This is a genomic window from Enterococcus montenegrensis, assembly GCF_029983095.1.
Taxonomy (GTDB): Bacteria; Bacillota; Bacilli; order Lactobacillales; family Enterococcaceae; genus Enterococcus_C; species Enterococcus_C montenegrensis.
The window spans coordinates 552,501-570,516 of record NZ_CP120467.1 but is presented as its reverse complement, the minus strand read 5'-3'; the positions used below and the strand labels follow the sequence as shown (position 1 = coordinate 570,516).

16 protein-coding genes, 1 tRNA gene, 2 rRNA genes and 2 pseudogenes (1 of these 21 running past the window's edge) are annotated in these 18,016 nt (G+C 35.9%); 2 read left to right on the top strand and 19 right to left on the bottom strand.

The features are described from left to right. Positions 1-69: 69 nt before the first annotated feature. Positions 70-381, top strand: coding sequence for a DUF2316 family protein (locus P3T75_RS02720; RefSeq protein ID WP_282462145.1), 312 nt, complete (start codon positions 70-72; stop codon positions 379-381). Between the two features lie 140 nt (positions 382-521). On the opposite strand, the gene P3T75_RS02715 is transcribed toward P3T75_RS02720, so the two are convergent. The 10 genes from P3T75_RS02715 to P3T75_RS02670 all read right to left on the bottom strand — a co-directional run bounded on the left by P3T75_RS02715 (position 522) and on the right by P3T75_RS02670 (position 10,213). Then, entirely contained in the window at positions 522-1,625 is a 1,104-nt protein-coding gene (locus P3T75_RS02715; protein WP_282462144.1) for a ligand-gated ion channel, read from the bottom strand. Between the two features lie 209 nt (positions 1,626-1,834). Further along, positions 1,835-3,094: an NAD(P)H-dependent oxidoreductase gene (locus P3T75_RS02710; RefSeq protein WP_282462143.1), complete on the bottom strand. Its 1,260-nt coding sequence runs from the start codon at positions 3,092-3,094 to the stop codon at positions 1,835-1,837. 50 nt (positions 3,095-3,144) lie between these two features. Beyond that, the gene (locus P3T75_RS02705; RefSeq protein WP_206904378.1) at positions 3,145-3,753 is read right to left on the bottom strand and encodes an NADPH-dependent FMN reductase; all 609 of its coding nucleotides are present in this window, start codon (positions 3,751-3,753) and stop codon (positions 3,145-3,147) included. Between the two features lie 16 nt (positions 3,754-3,769). Further along, positions 3,770-4,663, bottom strand: a complete 894-nt coding sequence (locus P3T75_RS02700; protein WP_303754756.1) for an FAD:protein FMN transferase — start codon at positions 4,661-4,663, stop codon at positions 3,770-3,772. A gap of 50 nt (positions 4,664-4,713) precedes the next feature. Continuing rightward, positions 4,714-5,565: a helix-turn-helix domain-containing protein gene (locus P3T75_RS02695; RefSeq protein WP_206904376.1), complete on the bottom strand. Its 852-nt coding sequence runs from the start codon at positions 5,563-5,565 to the stop codon at positions 4,714-4,716. A gap of 326 nt (positions 5,566-5,891) precedes the next feature. After that, positions 5,892-7,547, bottom strand: coding sequence for a glycoside hydrolase family 13 protein (locus P3T75_RS02690; RefSeq protein ID WP_282462142.1), 1,656 nt, complete (start codon positions 7,545-7,547; stop codon positions 5,892-5,894). 17 nt (positions 7,548-7,564) lie between these two features. Then, a complete protein-coding gene (locus P3T75_RS02685) occupies positions 7,565-8,392 on the bottom strand; it encodes a PTS system mannose/fructose/sorbose family transporter subunit IID (RefSeq protein WP_206904373.1) in 828 nt (275 codons plus the stop codon). A gap of 39 nt (positions 8,393-8,431) precedes the next feature. Further along, positions 8,432-9,253: a PTS mannose/fructose/sorbose/N-acetylgalactosamine transporter subunit IIC gene (locus P3T75_RS02680; protein ID WP_206904372.1), complete on the bottom strand. Its 822-nt coding sequence runs from the start codon at positions 9,251-9,253 to the stop codon at positions 8,432-8,434. A 36-nt stretch (positions 9,254-9,289) separates the two neighbouring features. Beyond that, entirely contained in the window at positions 9,290-9,769 is a 480-nt protein-coding gene (locus tag P3T75_RS02675; protein WP_230709483.1) for a PTS sugar transporter subunit IIB, read from the bottom strand. Between the two features lie 30 nt (positions 9,770-9,799). After that, a complete protein-coding gene (locus P3T75_RS02670; RefSeq protein ID WP_206904368.1) occupies positions 9,800-10,213 on the bottom strand; it encodes a PTS sugar transporter subunit IIA in 414 nt (137 codons plus the stop codon). 359 nt (positions 10,214-10,572) lie between these two features. On the opposite strand from P3T75_RS02670, the gene P3T75_RS02665 reads away from it, so the two are divergent. Next, a complete protein-coding gene (locus tag P3T75_RS02665; protein WP_282462141.1) occupies positions 10,573-11,358 on the top strand; it encodes a PHP domain-containing protein in 786 nt (261 codons plus the stop codon). Positions 11,359-11,450: 92 nt separating this feature from the next. On the opposite strand, the gene P3T75_RS02660 is transcribed toward P3T75_RS02665, so the two are convergent. From P3T75_RS02660 to P3T75_RS02620, 9 genes and pseudogenes are all read right to left on the bottom strand, one after another. Continuing rightward, positions 11,451-13,994, bottom strand: a complete 2,544-nt coding sequence (locus P3T75_RS02660; protein WP_282462140.1) for a sigma 54-interacting transcriptional regulator — start codon at positions 13,992-13,994, stop codon at positions 11,451-11,453. A gap of 251 nt (positions 13,995-14,245) precedes the next feature. Continuing rightward, complete coding sequence (locus P3T75_RS02655; RefSeq protein ID WP_206904361.1) at positions 14,246-14,881, bottom strand: nitroreductase family protein; 636 nt, start codon at positions 14,879-14,881, stop codon at positions 14,246-14,248. 185 nt (positions 14,882-15,066) lie between these two features. Further along, positions 15,067-15,714, bottom strand: a complete 648-nt coding sequence (locus tag P3T75_RS02650) for an HI_0552 family protein (RefSeq protein WP_282462139.1) — start codon at positions 15,712-15,714, stop codon at positions 15,067-15,069. A 15-nt stretch (positions 15,715-15,729) separates the two neighbouring features. Further along, positions 15,730-16,470 (bottom strand): tRNA pseudouridine(38-40) synthase TruA, encoded by a 741-nt coding sequence (gene truA / locus P3T75_RS02645; RefSeq protein ID WP_230709494.1) that lies wholly within the window; start codon positions 16,468-16,470, stop codon positions 15,730-15,732. A gap of 114 nt (positions 16,471-16,584) precedes the next feature. Next, positions 16,585-17,049 (bottom strand): annotated as a pseudogene (locus P3T75_RS02640) (DinB family protein); the annotation flags it as partial. A 3-nt stretch (positions 17,050-17,052) separates the two neighbouring features. Next, positions 17,053-17,337, bottom strand: a pseudogene (locus P3T75_RS02635) (hypothetical protein); the annotation flags it as partial. A 125-nt stretch (positions 17,338-17,462) separates the two neighbouring features. Further along, positions 17,463-17,536: transfer RNA gene (locus P3T75_RS02630), tRNA-Asn, on the bottom strand. Between the two features lie 6 nt (positions 17,537-17,542). Further along, positions 17,543-17,658, bottom strand: a 5S ribosomal RNA gene (gene rrf / locus P3T75_RS02625). Positions 17,659-17,736: 78 nt separating this feature from the next. Then, positions 17,737-18,016 (bottom strand): 23S ribosomal RNA (locus P3T75_RS02620); it runs 2,633 nt beyond the window's last position.

The window sequence follows — 18,016 nt, the reverse complement described above, 5'->3', positions numbered from 1 at the left end:
AAAAAGTTGTAATTACAACTTTTTATTTAAAAAAATTGTAATGATCCATTTGCATAAGGAGTGAATAGCATGTCATTAACTACCCAACAAACAATTGATACGATTGCACAACTACAAGAAAATATGTGTCGTGCTTCTTTAAGTCCTACCTTAATTGCTGAAGATTTTAACGTCTCTCCTGCAAAAATTGAACGGATATTGCACTTAGAGCAATCGGCACTTGAAGATCCTTGGATTCTAAAAGTTTATTTAGAAGAAAAATTAACACAACAAGGTATTGTCGGTGTTCCCTTTACCGCCCTTGTTGGAGATTATCATCAGTACTGGTTTTTAAATAGTCGCAAAATAGACAAAATGAAACTTAGTCGGGGCGACTATTAATCTAGCAACGCTATTTTTCTGTAAAAAAAGCTAAAACAATCGGTCACTGTTTTTCCTTATGAAAAATCTATACTTTCATTATCGCCTAAAAAGTGCGCCAAAAACATCCACTGTTTTTGGCGCACTTTTACATTTTTTGCTTAAAAATTATAAGCTGCCATTGGTAACAAGATATTTCCCGCCACCGTAAATATGGCGACCATCCAAAAAATATGGCGGCCAAAAAAAGCAGCAAAATCATCATCGTGATAGTAAGAACGCTGTCGATTAATGGTGATGACAGCAAAGGATGAAAACAAAATAACAATGATGCCAAAAATATTAACAAACTCCAATAAGCCCGTGTGTAGTGCATCGGGAACCAAGTTTGCCCCAACTAAAATATTACTTACAGTACCAAATAATGCACTTGGAATCATCCCCAATGGATCTACATTATGGTACGTACAAATGAATAAAACAATTAAGACCCAACCTAAAGTCCCCACCAGAGCAATAAAACATTTGATATATAACCCAATATTTTCACGGTTTAATTCAATTGCCGTTAAAAATTCAGTGACTGTGTAATTTCCATTTGCCTCTGGGTCAGCTTTATTATTTTGATACTCTTGCACAAAAAGATTGGTGTCAAAACGTTTGACCGAAAACCCAGAAATATTAATATTCTCATTAATCGATGAATTTTTACGATCCGCCTGTAATACGATATTTTCAATTGGACTTTTAGGTTCTAAATAAAAGCGAATTTGATAAGAGCCTAAGGGAAATCGCGTCGTCCAAAAAGTTTTCGTGACGACAGCATTTACACGTGCCAATTGATAATTCGTTTTTCCAACGCGACTTTCTTTTAAAATTTCTTGTGACTTAATTTGGCCATTATATATTTCGTAATGTTCCAACATATTCAAATCATGGTGATCATCCCATTTAAACCAGACTTGAAATGTGACATTGAAATTGGAGTTACGAATACTAATTTCATTAATGTTCTCAACATAGACACCCGTACTGACTGAAATCGCATCTTTTGCTTGTTTTTGCTGCGATGTTGTTAATTGTTCTTTTTCATGTAAATACTGGCTCCAGTATTTGTTTTCTGACTGTTTATCGCTATATAAATAAAACGTCGTATAGCCAATATAGCCAATAAAAACTATTGATAGCCCCAATAACCAAAACCATAATAACTTCTTTTGTTGTTGATTAAATTTTCGATAATGTGTCAACCACTTTTTCAACATTCAATCCCCCCTTATATCTTTTGAAGCCAATAACCATAACCAAAATTAACCGCTAACATTTCAATAAATTAATTTTATCACAATATATAAAAAAACTACTGTAATAATGATAACCTTGAAAAAAATCATTTGTTTTAACCTACAAAAAAAACACTAAAAATCAGATTGCGAATCTAGTCTTTAGTGTTTTTTAGTATCGTTTGTTTTTACTAATCCTTTTTAGAAGCGCTAGAGATACCATCAACTGCAGGTGTTGGTGTTACAGCACTTACTGCAGACGCTGCGTCTTTTTTAGAAGCACTGGAGACGCCGTCAACTGCAGGTGTTTCATTTTTTTTAGAAGCACTAGTTACGCCGTCGACATCGCCAACTAATTTTTGCCCCGTTTGTTGCAAGTACCATTCGACAATTGGCTTAAAGTCTAAAATATATTCATTAATTCCCATATAATTGCCTTGTTTATCATGCATAGCTTGATAATTATGAACAATATATTTTTCAGGCATTTGTTTTGGAACGTGTACGCGAACGACATCGGTGGCACCTGAGCGCAATTGTTGAATTACCCATTCGACATTCTGATAAGCTTTTTCTGGATGACATTTTGCCAATGGATTTCCCACTTGGCCTGGCACGCGCGGCGCTAACATCTCATTAGCGGGCTTTTTTTGGTTATAATATAAAAATTGATTGTTGCTATCGGCATAGGTTAATTCCATCGGCATCGAATCTAAGAAATAATTCAATTGATCCACGGTTAAAAGTCCCCGGTCTAATTTAACATAATCACGACCTACTGCAGGTTCAACGATTGCTGTCGCTTGTTCCAACCAGTCATCTGCCCACATATCGGCACCTTCAATTGTTGTGTCAATTTTACCAGTTGCATATAAATCTTCTGGTTCTGCTTTGGGCTTAGGATTTAATAAAGCCGTGACATTGACAAATTGAAGAAATTTTTCCAATGTGCTCCCAAGAAAATCAATTGTTCCTTGATCTTTCAAATTATCATTTTCATCAAAAGCATTTTTTACTTTTCCCAATAAGAATTCATTTCCTGGCATAACAATCGCATTGACACCAGGCGCATCTAATATTTGACGTAAATGTAGTTGTGCCCGGGAAGAACCTTGGTCATAATAAGAAGCTCCCACGATCATAACCGGTTTATTTTCAAGGGGATGAATTTTAAAAGATAACCATTCAAGCACACTTTTTAAAGCAGCCGGAATAGTGTGGTTGTGTTCTGGAGTTGCGATAATTACACCATCTGCCATTTTAATTTTGTGATTTAATTTTTGAATAGCTGGACTATTTGTTGCATCCTGGCTTTGATTAAATAAGGGAACATCGGTGATTTCCAACAACTCAAAGTCAAATAAATGACCAAATTTTTTACCAATAAATTTTAACAAAAGACGGTTATAAGAAAGATCTGCATTTGATCCGACAATACCGACGATTTTCATAGCAAAGACTCCTTTATGCTTTTAAATAGTTAAACTAAAATAACCCTGCTTTAGATGTTATCCCAAGAAAAATTTTCAGCTGCTTGTTGATTTACTGCGTGACTGTTTTGCAATTGTTTGGTAATCGTGACAAAAACAGTGAAATCCTGAAATAGGCCTGCGAGTTTTTCTTGTTGTTTTTCATCATTTAGATTGCCCGCTTCATCAAAAGCCGCTAAAGAATGGCTCAATAAAAATTCTGAACTAGGCATAATTCGTGCTTTTAATTCTGGTGCATCCAAAATTTGACGCAAATGGGCTTGCGCTCTAGAAGAACCTAACGTCCCATAAGAAGCACCCGTAATCATAACAGGCTTATCAACAAAAGGATAAATACCGTAAGATAACCAGCTTAAAGCATTCATTAACGCTGCTGGCACTGCATGATCATATTCAGGTGTGCTAATGATTACGCCATCGCTTTTGTTGATCTTTTCAGCAATAGCCTGCACACTTTCTGGTATTTTTTTATCTGCCGGTTTATTAAAAAGAGGAAGATTATTAATTTCTACTAATTCAATTTCTGCTTCAGCCGCAAATTTTTTTTGCATGTAGGCCAACAATGCACGATTTGTTGATTCCTTGGAATTGGTACCCACAAGTCCGATAAATTTATACATTTGAAAAATCCTTTCTCTACATTAAATCTCTAATTCCATCAGATAAGATGACCTCATCTGTTGTGATGATAATTCCTTCAATACCTGAAGTACGGTTTAAAGTACGTATGATTTCAGCAGTTGGTAGCCCAAATAAGCGGGTAGTCCAAATCTCACCGTCTACTGATTTTTTTGATACAATGGTTAAACTAAGAACCTCCGTTTTGACAGGATAGCCAGTCTTTGGATCAATAATATGGTGATATCTTTTATTTTCCTTGATTAGACTACGCTCATAAATTCCCGAAGTAACCACGGATTGATTGGTTACCTTTAAAATCAGACGCGTTTGATTCCTATCTTTGCTAGGGTCTTGCACACCAATGCGCCATAGTCCATCTTCATGTTGTCTTGCTGTGCCAAAAACGACCACGTTGCCACCTAAATTAATTAATGCGCCTGTGACGTTTTCTTCTTTTAAATATGCCACCAATAAATCAGCAATAAAACCTTTAGCTAATGCCCCTAAATCTAACAGCATGCCTTTTTCTGTTAAAAAAGCAGTCTGATTTTGATCATCTAATTGAATATTGTGGGGGTTAGTTTTAGCTAATAAACCTTTAATCACTTCATCTGAAGGTACTTTAGCATCACTAAAACCGATGCGCCACGTTTGAATTAAAGGGCCAATGGCAATATTTAGCTGCTCACTTGTAAGACTATTTTCTTTTCCTAACTTGATTAATTCATATAATTCTGGCTGAAGGACAACTTTTTTTATGCCGGCATTGTGATTTAGGACCATTAGTTCAGAAGTAGGATCATTGGCGCTAAACCGCTTTTCATAAAGCTTTAATCGTTTTTCCAACTCATCCAAAATTTTTTCTGCTTCTTGGTGATCAACAAGAAGATCAATGACTGTACCCATCATATAAAGCTGTCTTGTTGCCAAAGTATTCACCTCTTTATTTTTTGACCAACTTAACTTTTTTTGACTGCTTGTGTTAGCTGGGCAATCGTTTTTTGTGCAATTTCGTTGCGATTAATTTTGGCATACGCATTAGCGTCTGCAAGCCGTTCTAAAATCTCGCCTTGGGGCATTTTAAGTTTCATGGCATTGCAGGCTAACTGTGTAGCAACTCTTGCCAAATAGAAGGTGACGTGATTATCTGAACAAATGGAAAGCGCATATTCCAATAACGTATTGCTAACTTGATATTCTGCAATTTCACTGTAAAAAACACCACACTGGTATAAAATATGCAACACGCGCCAGGTTTCTTCTATGGATTTAACTGGATAGTCATAAATCTTACGCAACACTTTATCAAAATAGACTTCCCCTTTTACTTTTTCACCAGCCTCACTGTAAACTAGTCCCATGCCCGTATAAGCCAATAGCTGATAGAGCGTATCTTCTTCCAATAGCAACTGATTAAAAGCAAATAAAACCTCGACGGCTGCTGCTTTTTGATAGTACAAAAGAAAACCTGACAAATAATGGTAGCGCATCTTTAACTCAGGAGTATCCAGCTCACTTGTTAAAATATTGGCTAGCAAATTTTGTGCCTTTTGATATTCCATTGTAATCAATAAAAATTCGATTTCATCAAAGGTGGCAACAAGCGTTGTATGTTTCACACCGATTTTGGGAAATAACGCTCCAATTGGAAAGTCTAGCCGTTCACAGAGCTTTATGAGAATTTTCAAACTTGGCACTTGGCCATTGTTTTCAAAACGACTTAAAGTTGCTTGTGTACATATGCCTTGCGCCAATTCGATTTGTGAGAAGCCAGCTTTTTTTCGTGCCGCAATAAATTTTTCAATCTGCATTAACTCCCTCCTTTTTTAAATTGTGCTTATTTTCACATTATTAATGATACCGCTTTACATCTGCATACTACGCCGCCATATTGGTAAAGTCAAAGTCGATATATAATATTTTATATAATTTTTTTGACAAATATTACATATTAGATACATTATTGAAAGATGCAATGTTTCTAGCTATTCCTTTTTACGACAAACATTAAAATGTAGTCTTTAACTTCATTTTCCTGACAAAAAAACTTCTCAAACAGTGACTGAAAAATTTCTTACTTTCTAAAATCGGTTAGTAAGGAAGAAATTTATCCATCATAATTTGAGAAGTTATTTATTTAAGCTTCAACAATATACGCTTCATAAGGCTGTAAATAGTCTGAAACCAGCTGATTTTTTTGATTGCTAAGAATCACTTGTGCTTTTTGATCACTGGCTGCAAATGGATTTTCGATTGTATTTTCACTTAAATTCGCCACAATCCGCCATTGTTTTTGGTTATCTTTGCGCAAATAGGCAAAGATCTGTTCATCTGTTGGCAATAATAATTCGTAGGTTCCTTCTTTTAAAATCGTTTCATTGTGCCGCAATGCAATCAATTTTTGATAATAACGATAGATAGAATGATCACTTTTTAAATCATTGGCTACATTGATTTTAGAATAAGCAGGATTCAACTTAAACCAAGGCACACCTTTAGTAAAGCCAGCATTTTTTTCCGCTGTCCACTGCATTGGTGTTCGTGCATTATCACGACTAACTTTGTGAGCTGCTTGTAGGAAATCCTCATGGGAAATAGTTTGCTGCTGTTTTACATAGTAATCATAATTTCCTAATAGCTCAATATCTTCATAATCTGTAATTTCAAAATCAGCATTCGTCATGCCAATCTCTTCTCCTTGATAAATAAAAGGTGTCCCTTGTAAGCCATGTAAGACTGTCGCAAAGGCCGTTGCACATTCGTAGCGGTAATTTGTATCATTACCCCAACGTGAGATTACTCTGGCGCGATCATGATTTTCAAAGTAAAGCGCATTCCACCCTTTGTCTTTTAATTCATGCTGCCAGTTGCTTAAAATTTCTTTCAATGCAACTAAATCTCGTCTTTTTAAAGCCCATCGACCATTGACATCTCCTTTTTTACGATCGATATGCATATGTTCAAAAGTAAAAATCATATCCAATTCTTCTCGCTTAGGATCAACTAATGTGTAGGCATCATGTGCTTTAGCTGCTGGAGATTCGCCCACACTCATCATATCAAAAGGTGCTAAGACCGCTTGGTTCAATTCATGAATAAACTCGTGCATGCGGGGACCATTTTGTTGATTTTCTGTTGTATTGCTCCGGGGGTTATCGGGAAACTGCCAATCTTTTGAAATGGAAGTAATCACATCCATCCGCCATCCATCTACCCCTTTGGCTTTCCAAAAGCGCATCATATCGTAGATGTATTCTCTGACAAAAGGATTTTCCCAATTTAAATCCGGTTGTTCTTTCGCATAATAATGTAAATAATACTGCTTTCTACGCTCATCAAAAGTCCATGCCGAGCCACCAAAACTTGAACCCCAATTATTAGGGGGCGAACCATCGGGCTTGGCATCTTGCCAGATATAAAAATCGGAAAAGAAATTGTCTTTTGACTTGCGACTTTCTTGAAACCATAAATGTTGATCCGAGGTATGATTGGCAACAAAGTCCATAATAATCTTTAGCCCTTTGTCATGGGCTGCTGCAATTAAGGCATACAAGTCTTCATTGTCTCCGAAAATCGGATCAATTTTTCGATAATCAGCAATATCGTAGCCGTTATCAATTTGCGGGGATAAATACACCGGACTTAACCACAAGGCATCGACACCTAAATCGACTAAATAGGGTAATTTTTCGATGATTCCTTTTAAATCACCAATGCCATCATCATTACTGTCGTAAAAACTTTTAGGATAAATTTGATAAATGACGGCTTCTTTCCACCAATCACTACGCATGCTCTTTCCCCTTTCTTTTATACAATTCCAAGTAATGACAAAGCAATGGCTGCAATAATAATGCCAAAAATTAGAACATTAATCGAAACATTTTTCTTCTTTAATAGATAAAAACAAAATAAGGTAACTGCTAAAGGTAGTAAACCAATAAAAATTTGATCGAGCATTTCTTGGGATTTTAAAATCGTTTTGCCACCCATTACCATTTTCCATTTCAAATCAAGTTTTACCATTTGGCTCGTCATCGCACCTACCATTGTTAATCCAACAATAGTTGCAGCTTTTGTTAAAATATTAATCAGACCATTTTCGTATAAATCTGAAATGTAAGCCGATCCTAGTGTGTAACCCAATTGCCCCCCATACCAACGAATAAGTTGAACGGGCAAATTAAACAAAAGTAAAAAGATAATCGGAGCCAAGACATTACCTGATTGCGCTAATCCGACTGCAACACCTGCCGCAATTACTCGCAAAACGCCCCAGAAAACCGAGTCGCCAATACCAGCTAATGGGCCCATTAAAGATGTTTTAATCGCATTGATGGAATCTTGATTAAAGTCTGTCTTTTCACTATTTTCTTTTTCCATTGAAGCACTTAGCCCCATAATAAAAGGTACCATGGCCACATTTGTATTAAAATAAGACATTTGACGTACCATTGCAGCTTTTTTATCTTCTTGTTTTTTATAAAAGCGATTGATAAAAGGTAACATCGCATATTCAAAGCCTGAAGCTCCTTGTTTTGCTGGCGTAACAGCAGAATACAAGGTGAATGAGCGCCAGTACATTTGGCGTAATAATTTCTTTTCTTCTGGTGAAACATTTTGATTAAATCGAGACATCGTTTTTCCTCCTCATTTTTTACGATTAACTAATCTTTCTTAACTAAAGAAATCATCATTTTCAATCTCTTCTGTTGTTTCATTTGTCGCTGCTAGCGTAGGTTTTTGTTGGATTTGCTGTTCCATTTTCTTCAATTGGAAATCCCGTTGTCCAATCGTTACGGCAATAATTACCCCTAAAACTGCTACTGCAATCAATGGAATCTTGAAATATGCGACAATCAAAAAGCCTAAGAAGTAAAATGCGGAAACATTATTGTCCCATAAAATTTTCATTAACATCGCCATTCCGACTGCAGGTAGTAAATTACCGGCGACAGATAAACCATTAATAATCACATCCGGAATCATTTCCAAGACATTTTGCGTAGCTTTTGAGCCAAATAAGATGGCAAAAAATGGAATTAATGAATAGATTGCCCATTGCAATGCCCATAGTCCAAAATGCAAGCGGATAATTCCTCTTTCATTAGCTTCTTCAGCCATTTTGTCAAAGCGACTAGCAAAAGGCCCTACCACTGCTACATATAATAACGTCTTTACTTGTAATCCGATGATCCCTAATGGAATCGCGATTGGCAATGCAACTTCCACACCACCGCCCAAATTGATGGCAAATGCTGCAGCTAAAGCCGTTGCAAGACCAGGTTCGGCTGAACTTGCGCCCCCAATATTAACGACTCCCATAAAAATAGTTTCTAAAGAGGCTCCGATCAATAAACCTGTTTGAATATCACCAAGCAATAACCCTACTAAAGGTCCAATGACAATAGGACGCCCCAACATGGTAAAACCTAATAATTCCTGGCCGCCGACTGTTAAAAAGACGACTAATGCCACTACAATTGCTTCATATAACATAATTTTTCGCTCCTTTTATTTACGTGGATTCAACAATTACTTGATAAAGTCTTTGGCCAACTCTTTTTTATCAGATGGTAAATTTTGTAGTGCAGTTTCTGGATACAGTTCAACTAAAGTAGCTAAGCTTGTAAGTTCTGCTGGTGTTAACATGACAAATTGTGTCAAAGTCTTCTTCTCACCGATTACAGCTTTTCCGACGTTGCCGATATTCACATAGGCGATATTAGGCAGTTTATCTGCTAGTACAACAGCGTCATTAACGGTTTTAACCAAAACCAACAACTTCATTTTTTCTGCCCGTGGATCTTGCAGTAGATCAATTGCACCTTGAAGTGTTTTTATAATTACTTTGATCCCACTTGGTACCGCCATTTTTAAAGCCATTTGCTGTGTTTCATTGCCAGCTGTTTCATCATTGGCAACGACAATCCCATCAATATTTAACTCACGGGACCATACCATTGCAATTTGGCCGTGGATTAAGCGTTCGTCTACTCGTAAAGTTTTAATCATTTTATTTCTCTCCTTTTTCTTTAACACTTTTTAAGCAAAAAAATCATTTTCAGTCGTATTTTTGGCAAGTTTGACTTGTTGCATCCCTGCTTGTGCTTTGGTAATCATTTCTTGAATAAATTCATCACTAATCGCTTCTGTTGCTAAAATTACTTCTAATAAAAGTGGCACGTTAAAACCAGCAACAACAAAAATATTTTCTTCTGTTGTTTTAGTTGCAAATTTTTGATTAACGCTCCCTCCATAAATATCCGTAAAAACAATAACTTCATCTGCTGGCGTAACACGGGCAAAAAAATTATCAATCTGAGTGTCTAAATCCGCTTGTCCTTGTGTATAAGCCGAAATATAGGTAATATCTTGTTTCTTACCAACAAATAATTCCAATGTGGATTGAATTCCTTGGGCTAAATTGCCATGAGTGGCAATTACTACTTTTTTCATTTACTTTGCTCCTCTCTTCATTTGACACTTTACTACTAGCAAGTTGTGTGCCAACTTCAAAAAAAGGGTTTAAATCAAGCTTTTACTGGGCATAAAAAAGAAGTGCTTAAAATAAAATAAGCACTTCTTTTTTGATTAATATGAATTATAGCAATGTTTACCAGGCCCATACACTAAAATAAAAGGACTTTTTTGATTCCCAGCTTTAAGCGCTGTTTCCCACGTAACTTAGCGTTTTACTTTCAAAACTTCTTGCTGCAATCCTTTTACTAAAAATTTCGACTAACTTGGCGTTTTTTTAATAAAGTTATGCTATCTTAATTAAAAAAGCGGATATAGTAGCCAATAGGAGGCCTGCCATGAATTATTACGATCAACATCTTCATACTTTTTTGTCTTTTGATTCTGAAGAACGGTTTGAAAATTATCTTGTTCAACAGCCCGCAACTTTTGTGGCCACCGATCATTTTGATTTAAAAAATCCAGCTCATGCATTTCAAGATGATATTCCAGATTACGAAGAGCTTTTAAGGCAACAGCAAAAATTTATAAACCAGCCTACAACTTTTCTAAAAGGGATTGAAATTGGTGTGGTTCCTGGTCAAGAAAGTAAAATTTACGATTACCTCACTACTTATCCCTATGATTTACAATTGGTAAGTATCCATCAAAACGGACAATTCGACTATATGGACGATATTGTTTTAACCAAAGATAAATACACCATTATGGATGAATACTTTCAGCAAATGGAACGCGTAACCGAAGATTTTAAAGCTGGTCACATCCTAACTCACTTTGAATACGGCTTACGACGTTTAGACGTGACTTCCCATGAACTTGCAACTCGGTATGAAGAGCAATTAACGCAAATCTTTAAAAATATAATCGCGAAAAACTGGGGCTTAGAATTAAACGCAAAAAGTTTTGCCAAATACCAAAATGCCCAACTATATGAATATGCAGTCCCCTTGTATCAAAATCTAGGTGGTAAGCTTTTCACTTTAGGTTCTGATGCCCATATTGCGTCAGATTTTCGTAACCAATTTAGTCAAATGGGAGCAATGCTAAAAAAATTTGGTGTCACTGAACTTGCGCTATTTCAAAATAAGGAAATCAAATTGGTGCCGCTTCCTGAAAGCTAACTAAACAAAAATTTCTTTAATTACACGAAAAACGTCTTAAATTAACCTGCAAAACGCAATTTGCAGCCCTTTATTTAAGACGTTTTTTCAAGTTAGATATAATATTTTAATAGTTCATACATTAAGGAGAGCTCATAATCATCAATGACAATATTGTACTTCATTTCCAGCGGATGGAAAATATTTTTTGAAATCGAGAAAAACTCTTGTTTGGTTTTATCCAGTTGTTCTTCTGTTTGGACACTGACGGACTCTTCCCGTGAAGAAATCATCATCCGCTCAATCATTAAAGCAATGTGCATATATAAATTCAACTTCACTTTTGCATCAAAGACAATGGTGAAGAAATCTTGATACTTTGCTACAACGCCTTGTACTTCACCTAAAACAACCTTCGGATTTAAAAATTGCAGTCGACTACTAATTCCTTCAATAGTGAAAAACTCCAATAACCCTTCAATTAAATTGGCAATTGTTTTTTCCTTTTCACCTGTTGCTAATAACAATTCTTTTAGGCGTTTAGTTCCACTGGCCTCCATAATATCGTAAATATTTAAAATTGGAATTTGATAATCATATGGTAAATCTGTGGTGGTGATAATAAAATCTGTCTTTTCAAAATACCCCATATCATGGGAAGCAAGTGAATTTTTTAAATCTCGATAGTCCATGGTAATGATTTCTTTTTCCATTTGCAAACGATCCAACATGATCTGCTTAATTTCTTCACTTAATCCGACACCTGACATACACGAAACGATGATATTTTTATTTTGAGAGATTCCTTCGTAATACTGAATATGAATCATTTCGTGATACGTATTGGCCCGCTCAGCAATTTCTCTAAAACTTTTTTGTTGTTGAACTTGTAGCGCTACATCTAAAACAAGGGGTGTTGATAAATTGTTAATCACTAATAAATCAGAATCCAAGTACTGTTTAATTTGTTTATACATTTGACTTAAAGAACCCATATCAAAAAGCAAAATAACTGGTAATTTTCTTTGATTTAACTTCGCAATATACTGCTGCACTTTCTGGCTAATTTCAGGCATACTGCTATCTAAGGGCATATCAAAAGCTGCAAAAATAAAATTTCCCACTAAGCCATTTACCACCCCTTGAATACTTGAAGCTGTACTTTTTCCATGGGAGATTAAAATGCACAAGGTTTTAACCTCTTCAATTTTTTCTATCGCAGCATAGTCTAATAGAAAAAGCGCCATACCACTAACAAGTGCGATTTGCTCGTTGCTTGCATTGTTTTTTAAAGGTGAAAATAGCTGTTGAAATAAATAAAAAGCCCGCGGATATTGTTCTTTTATCTTCTGTAGCCAAGCTTTTTGCTCTCTAAGTGGCACCGGTGGCACATTAGCTAAAAAGAAAGCGCAAGAATTTAAAATCTCTTTGGGTATCAGCTCTTTGACTCCATATTTTTCCCATAATAAGGAGATTAAAGTATCATTTAGCACTTGTCTATAGCTTGTCACTTGTAAACTAACATTATCACCTGGTGCTTTTTTTAAATGTTTTGCAACAATAAATTGGCCATCAAGAAAACTTTCGCTTTCGGATAATTCTGCCAAAATTGTGGTGACAATTTCCTTTGCCACGCTGTTTTGATTGGTGATTTTATCGGTGGGTAAAAAAGTTACCGCTGGTTTTTTTTCTCCAATAATTAAGTCATCCCCAGCTTGTTTTGCATAGGCTTTGGCACAAAGAAGTTTGATTTGATTGTTCAACGAACCCAAATTCCCAGCCTGAGGCGTTTTTAGTAATTCCATAATCAAACTATTATTCACGCTAATTTTTCTATTCATTTTTTTAGCTTCTGTAATAAATGCATGTTGGATTAATGCCATTCGTTCTTCTGAGGGCCTTGCAATAAAATTGGGGATTGTAACGGTCATTGGCACTCGTCTTCTAAAAGTTAACAGTAACATATCGTCCAATGATTCTGTCGTTGCAAAAAGAAAACGAACCTTTACTTGTCGTACTTCTTTACTACCAAGTGGACTATAGGTTCCTTTATCTAATAAAGTAAATAATTTTTCTTGATTTTCTTTAGGTAGGCGATGAATTTCATCTAAAAACAAAAATCCTCCGTCAGCTGCTGCCACAAGTCCTGCCGTATCTTCTGTCGCTCCGGTAAAAGCGCCCTTTTTAAAACCAAACAAGACTGAGGAAAGTAATTCTGGATTATTGGCATAGTCAGCACAATTCAAAGAAATAAGTTGCGCTTCAGAAGAAATTACACTTTTTGCCTTAGCATATTCATAAATCAAATGCGCTAAATAGCTTTTACCAACCCCAGATTCACCGGTTATAATCAAAGGAAAACCATTTGGTGGATATTTGACAGCCGCTTTACAGGCATCAATCACTTTTTTTAACGAACCTTCGCCACCAATAAATGCGCGAAATGGATCTTTAATTTTTTTAAGACGCCAATACACCGGCTTTGTCCCAAATTTTTCTACCAATTCTTCTTTTAACAGTTGGGATAAATAATGGCTAACTACACCTCTGGTTAACCCATTTTCATCGGCAATCTGTTGCGTTGTCAGATCCTTTTTACCATCATCTTCTAAGTGCTTAATCGAATTAAGCACTTCATATCTTGCTTTTGTGGCCATTCTTTTCACCCTTATTTTTATCTGATTAAAAACAGAACCAATTGTTTAAGTTTTACTTTGAAATCATTATACCACGGAAGTAAACGAATCCAAGCCAAGCTAAGCTATTTTACCGCACCATTTAGATAAAGCAATTTTGTCAGTTATTTCATTTAAGCTGCTTCATTTTAAGCTAGAAAAATCTGCTTATGAAAAAAAGACCTAAACCAAAAACAATACAAACTTTTGGTTTAGGTCTTTTATTTTGTGGCTTATTTGAAAGTTGTCAATTTATCAGCAGAGAGTCTAACTGACTGGTAACCTGACTCTGCCGCTTTACCAATAGAGAGAATTAACACTGGTAAATAGCGCTCTTTTTCTAAATCAAAAGTTTCCGCTAAGTTTTCTGCTTCAAAACCACCAATTGCATTGGTATCATAGCCATGGGCTCGCGCCACTAGCATTAATTGCATTGCTGCAAGACTAGCATCTCGCAAAATGACATTATCCATTTCATTCAAAGATAGATTTTGATAATGAGGAATGATGGTAGCTAATTGGCGATCATGAACTTCTTGCGGCATCAGCCCCGCATTTAATGCTGCCCCATATATTTCTTTACCGTATTCATAATTTTTACGGTCACCAAAAATTAAGATCATTGCAGCAGAAGTATCATTTTGCAATTGATTAAAGCGAATAAAAGGGCGTAGCTGTTCTTTCCCTTCATTTGTATCTACAACAACGTAGCGCCAAGGCTGCAAATTAACTGAAGAAGGTGCACGATTTGCTTCATCTAACATAGTCAACATTTCTTCTCGACTAATTTTTACATTTTCATCATACCGTCGAATCGATTTGCGGTTTAAAACAATATCCTGAAAGTCATTATTTATGAATGCTGTCATTTTCTTACTTCCTTTTATTTAAAATTAAAGTACTAAACTAACTGCTAAAATATACTTGATTCAAATTTTTTTGGCAAGATTAAAGCTTACACTTTACATGAATCATTACTTTTATACGACAAAATTTTTTTTATAAAAAAAGCGGCAGCATCTTCCAATGCCACCTGCTGTATTTTCGTTTTTTATTAACCTAATGCTTGATATAATGGCATTAATTCTTTTAAAGTTGCTACGGTCTTATCTTCAATTTGAGGGTATTTTGCTTTCATTAAAAGTTTCCCGATTTGAAAAGTTTTTCCTGCTAGCTTTGCTTGAAATTCTGTTTGTAACTTTTCACTAGCCAAGTAATCTTTCAAAGCCAGATGATCATCTAGTTCATGTTCTACTTGAGGCCAAATATAATAGTCTGTAATATCGATCTTTTGACTCCAGATAGCAATTTCTTGTAATAAATCGTTATAGGCCGCAACACTTCCGGACCGTTCAGCACTTTTGTAATGTTGAAACATGAGATAAATCTGATACTGCTTTTTATTTAATAGTACCGCTAGACAGGCATTTTCTCTTTGACGTGATTCACTACGATAGGCACACCAAAAGTGGTTACGTAAATTCCAACCATTGGTCCAGCTTTCTATTTTGGGCTTTGTAATACTAAAGTCTTTGGGCAAATTAGTAGCAACTGTTAAATTCAGTTCTTTCCATTTTTGCCAATGTTTTTTATATTCGTACTTGATCTCTTCAAGCTCGGCAACTGAATATGTTATCTTTAAGTGTTTGAATGTATAATTATCTCTAGCTAAAACCTCAAAATCCGCAATATCTAATTGCATTTTTTATCCCTCTTATCATTCATAAAAAACTTCATCTAAAAATAGCCCTGCGGCTGGAACTGTTTCTCCTGCATCTTGGCGAATTTTATTTGCCAAAACCTCATCAATAATATTAATATCTAATTTACCCATACCAATTTCCAACAAAGTACCCGTTAAAATTCGTATCATCTTATGCAAAAAACCGTTACCTATAAATGTAAAGTGCAACATGGCACCATCTTTTTCAATTCGAATCTCTTCAATCTTGCGAACCGTCGATTTCTTTGTCTTTTTTAAAGCAGAAAATCCAATAAAGTCATGGGTTCCGAGCAACTTTTCAGCAGCTTTCTCCATTTTTTCTAAATTTAGCTCTTGGGGTACATAAAAACTATGATGCCGGTAAAAAGCCGTCGGAATTACATCGTTCCAAACATAGTAACTATACTGTTTACCACTGGCATTGTAACGAGCATGAAATCGTTCACTCATTTCCGCTACATCTTTAATAACAATATCGTTAGGTAAATAACGGTTCAAAAAATTAAGCATCTCAAGTGGTGACAATTCAGATTCAGTTTTAAAGTTTGCTACTTGCCCTCTGGCATGTGTCCCTGCATCTGTTCGACCAGAACCAATAATTTCAATTTTTTCTCCAGTCATTTGGAACAAAACACTTTCGATTTTCCCTTGAATTGTTTTATCCGAGCTCCCAAGCCGCTGCCAACCCAGATAACGTCTTCCATCATACTCAATCGTCAATTTAATATTTTTCATTTTTATGACTCCTTTTTTAACTTGTTGTCTATTCTACCAAATAAGCCATTGAAAAAATTAGCGTACCAAAGAAAAAACAGGGCTAAAAAATTCTCCCTGTAATTTCTAATTTTTTTATTTTCCAATCACTAATCTTCTAGTGTAAACTGCCTGTCCAGAGTGCATTATTGCATCATCTATTGCAGAGACAATTCGAACTTGTCGGGTTACTGGCGGATTCCAATTTGTATCTACGATATCTTGCAGACTTTCTTCATTAATTGATTGTAAATAAGCGACTGTAAAATCAACACTTGCAGCAAGATAATTTAGTAATAACGCCTTATCCTTTACAACAACTTTTGCAGCTTCTTGCGGCGTATGATGCCAATCCTCTGTATCATCAGGTAGTGAAAGATTAAACTGCTCGCCAAAACCCTTTTTAAACCATAAAGCTTGTGAATTATTTAAATCCGAAATCTGAAAATCTAATTCTCGAGCAGTATGCCAAGTTAACCAAGTCACAGATTTAATTAATGGCGCTGGCATTTTATTAGCCTCAGCTACATTCATTTGTTCTAATGTATCTTCAAACCGTTCCTTTTTTGCAGCTTCTTGCGGCGTATGATGCCAATCCTCTGTATCATCAGGTAGTGAAAGATTAAACTGCTCGCCAAAACCCTTTTTAAACCATAAAGCTTGTGAATTATTTAAATCCGAAATCTGAAAATCTAATTCTCGAGCAGTATGCCAAGTTAACCAAGTCACAGATTTAATTAATGGCGCTGGCATTTTATTAGCCTCAGCTACATTCATTTGTTCTAATGTATCTTCAAACCGTTCCTTTGCTCTTAACAATGTCTCAATGGATAATTCAGCAATTTGCACAGTTTTCCCCTCCGTTTATAAATTTTTAATTTATCTATGTTGTTTATTCTAACACGTTTCCTATAAATTACAGGGGTATTAAATCTATGTATAAAAAAAAGACAGCAACTACGCTGTCTCAAAAACTCCGGCAGTAGGACTCGAACCTACGACATCATGATTAACAGTCATGCGCTACTACCAACTGAGCTATGCCGGAATAACCGCGTGGCGACGTCCTACTCTCACAAAGGGAAACCCTTCACTACAATCGGCGCTAAGAAGCTTAACTTCTGTGTTCGGCATGGTTACAGGTGTATCCTTCTCGCTATCGCCACCACACTATTTAATTAAGTGAATTTCATTCACTCAAAACTGGATCTTGAAGTTTTTCAAAACTCTTCCGAGTTTTCTTTTACTTTGGTTAAGTCCTCGATCGATTAGTATCAGTCCGCTCCATACATCACTGTACTTCCACTCCTGACCTATCTACCTGATCTTCTCTCAGGGATCTTACTTTCTTTAAGAAATGGGAAATCTCATCTTGAGGTGGGCTTCACACTTAGATGCTTTCAGCGTTTATCCCTTCCCTACATAGCTACCCAGCGATGCCTCTGGCGAGACAACTGGTACACCAGCGGTAAGTCCATCCCGGTCCTCTCGTACTAAGGACAGCTCCTCTCAAATTTCCAACGCCCGC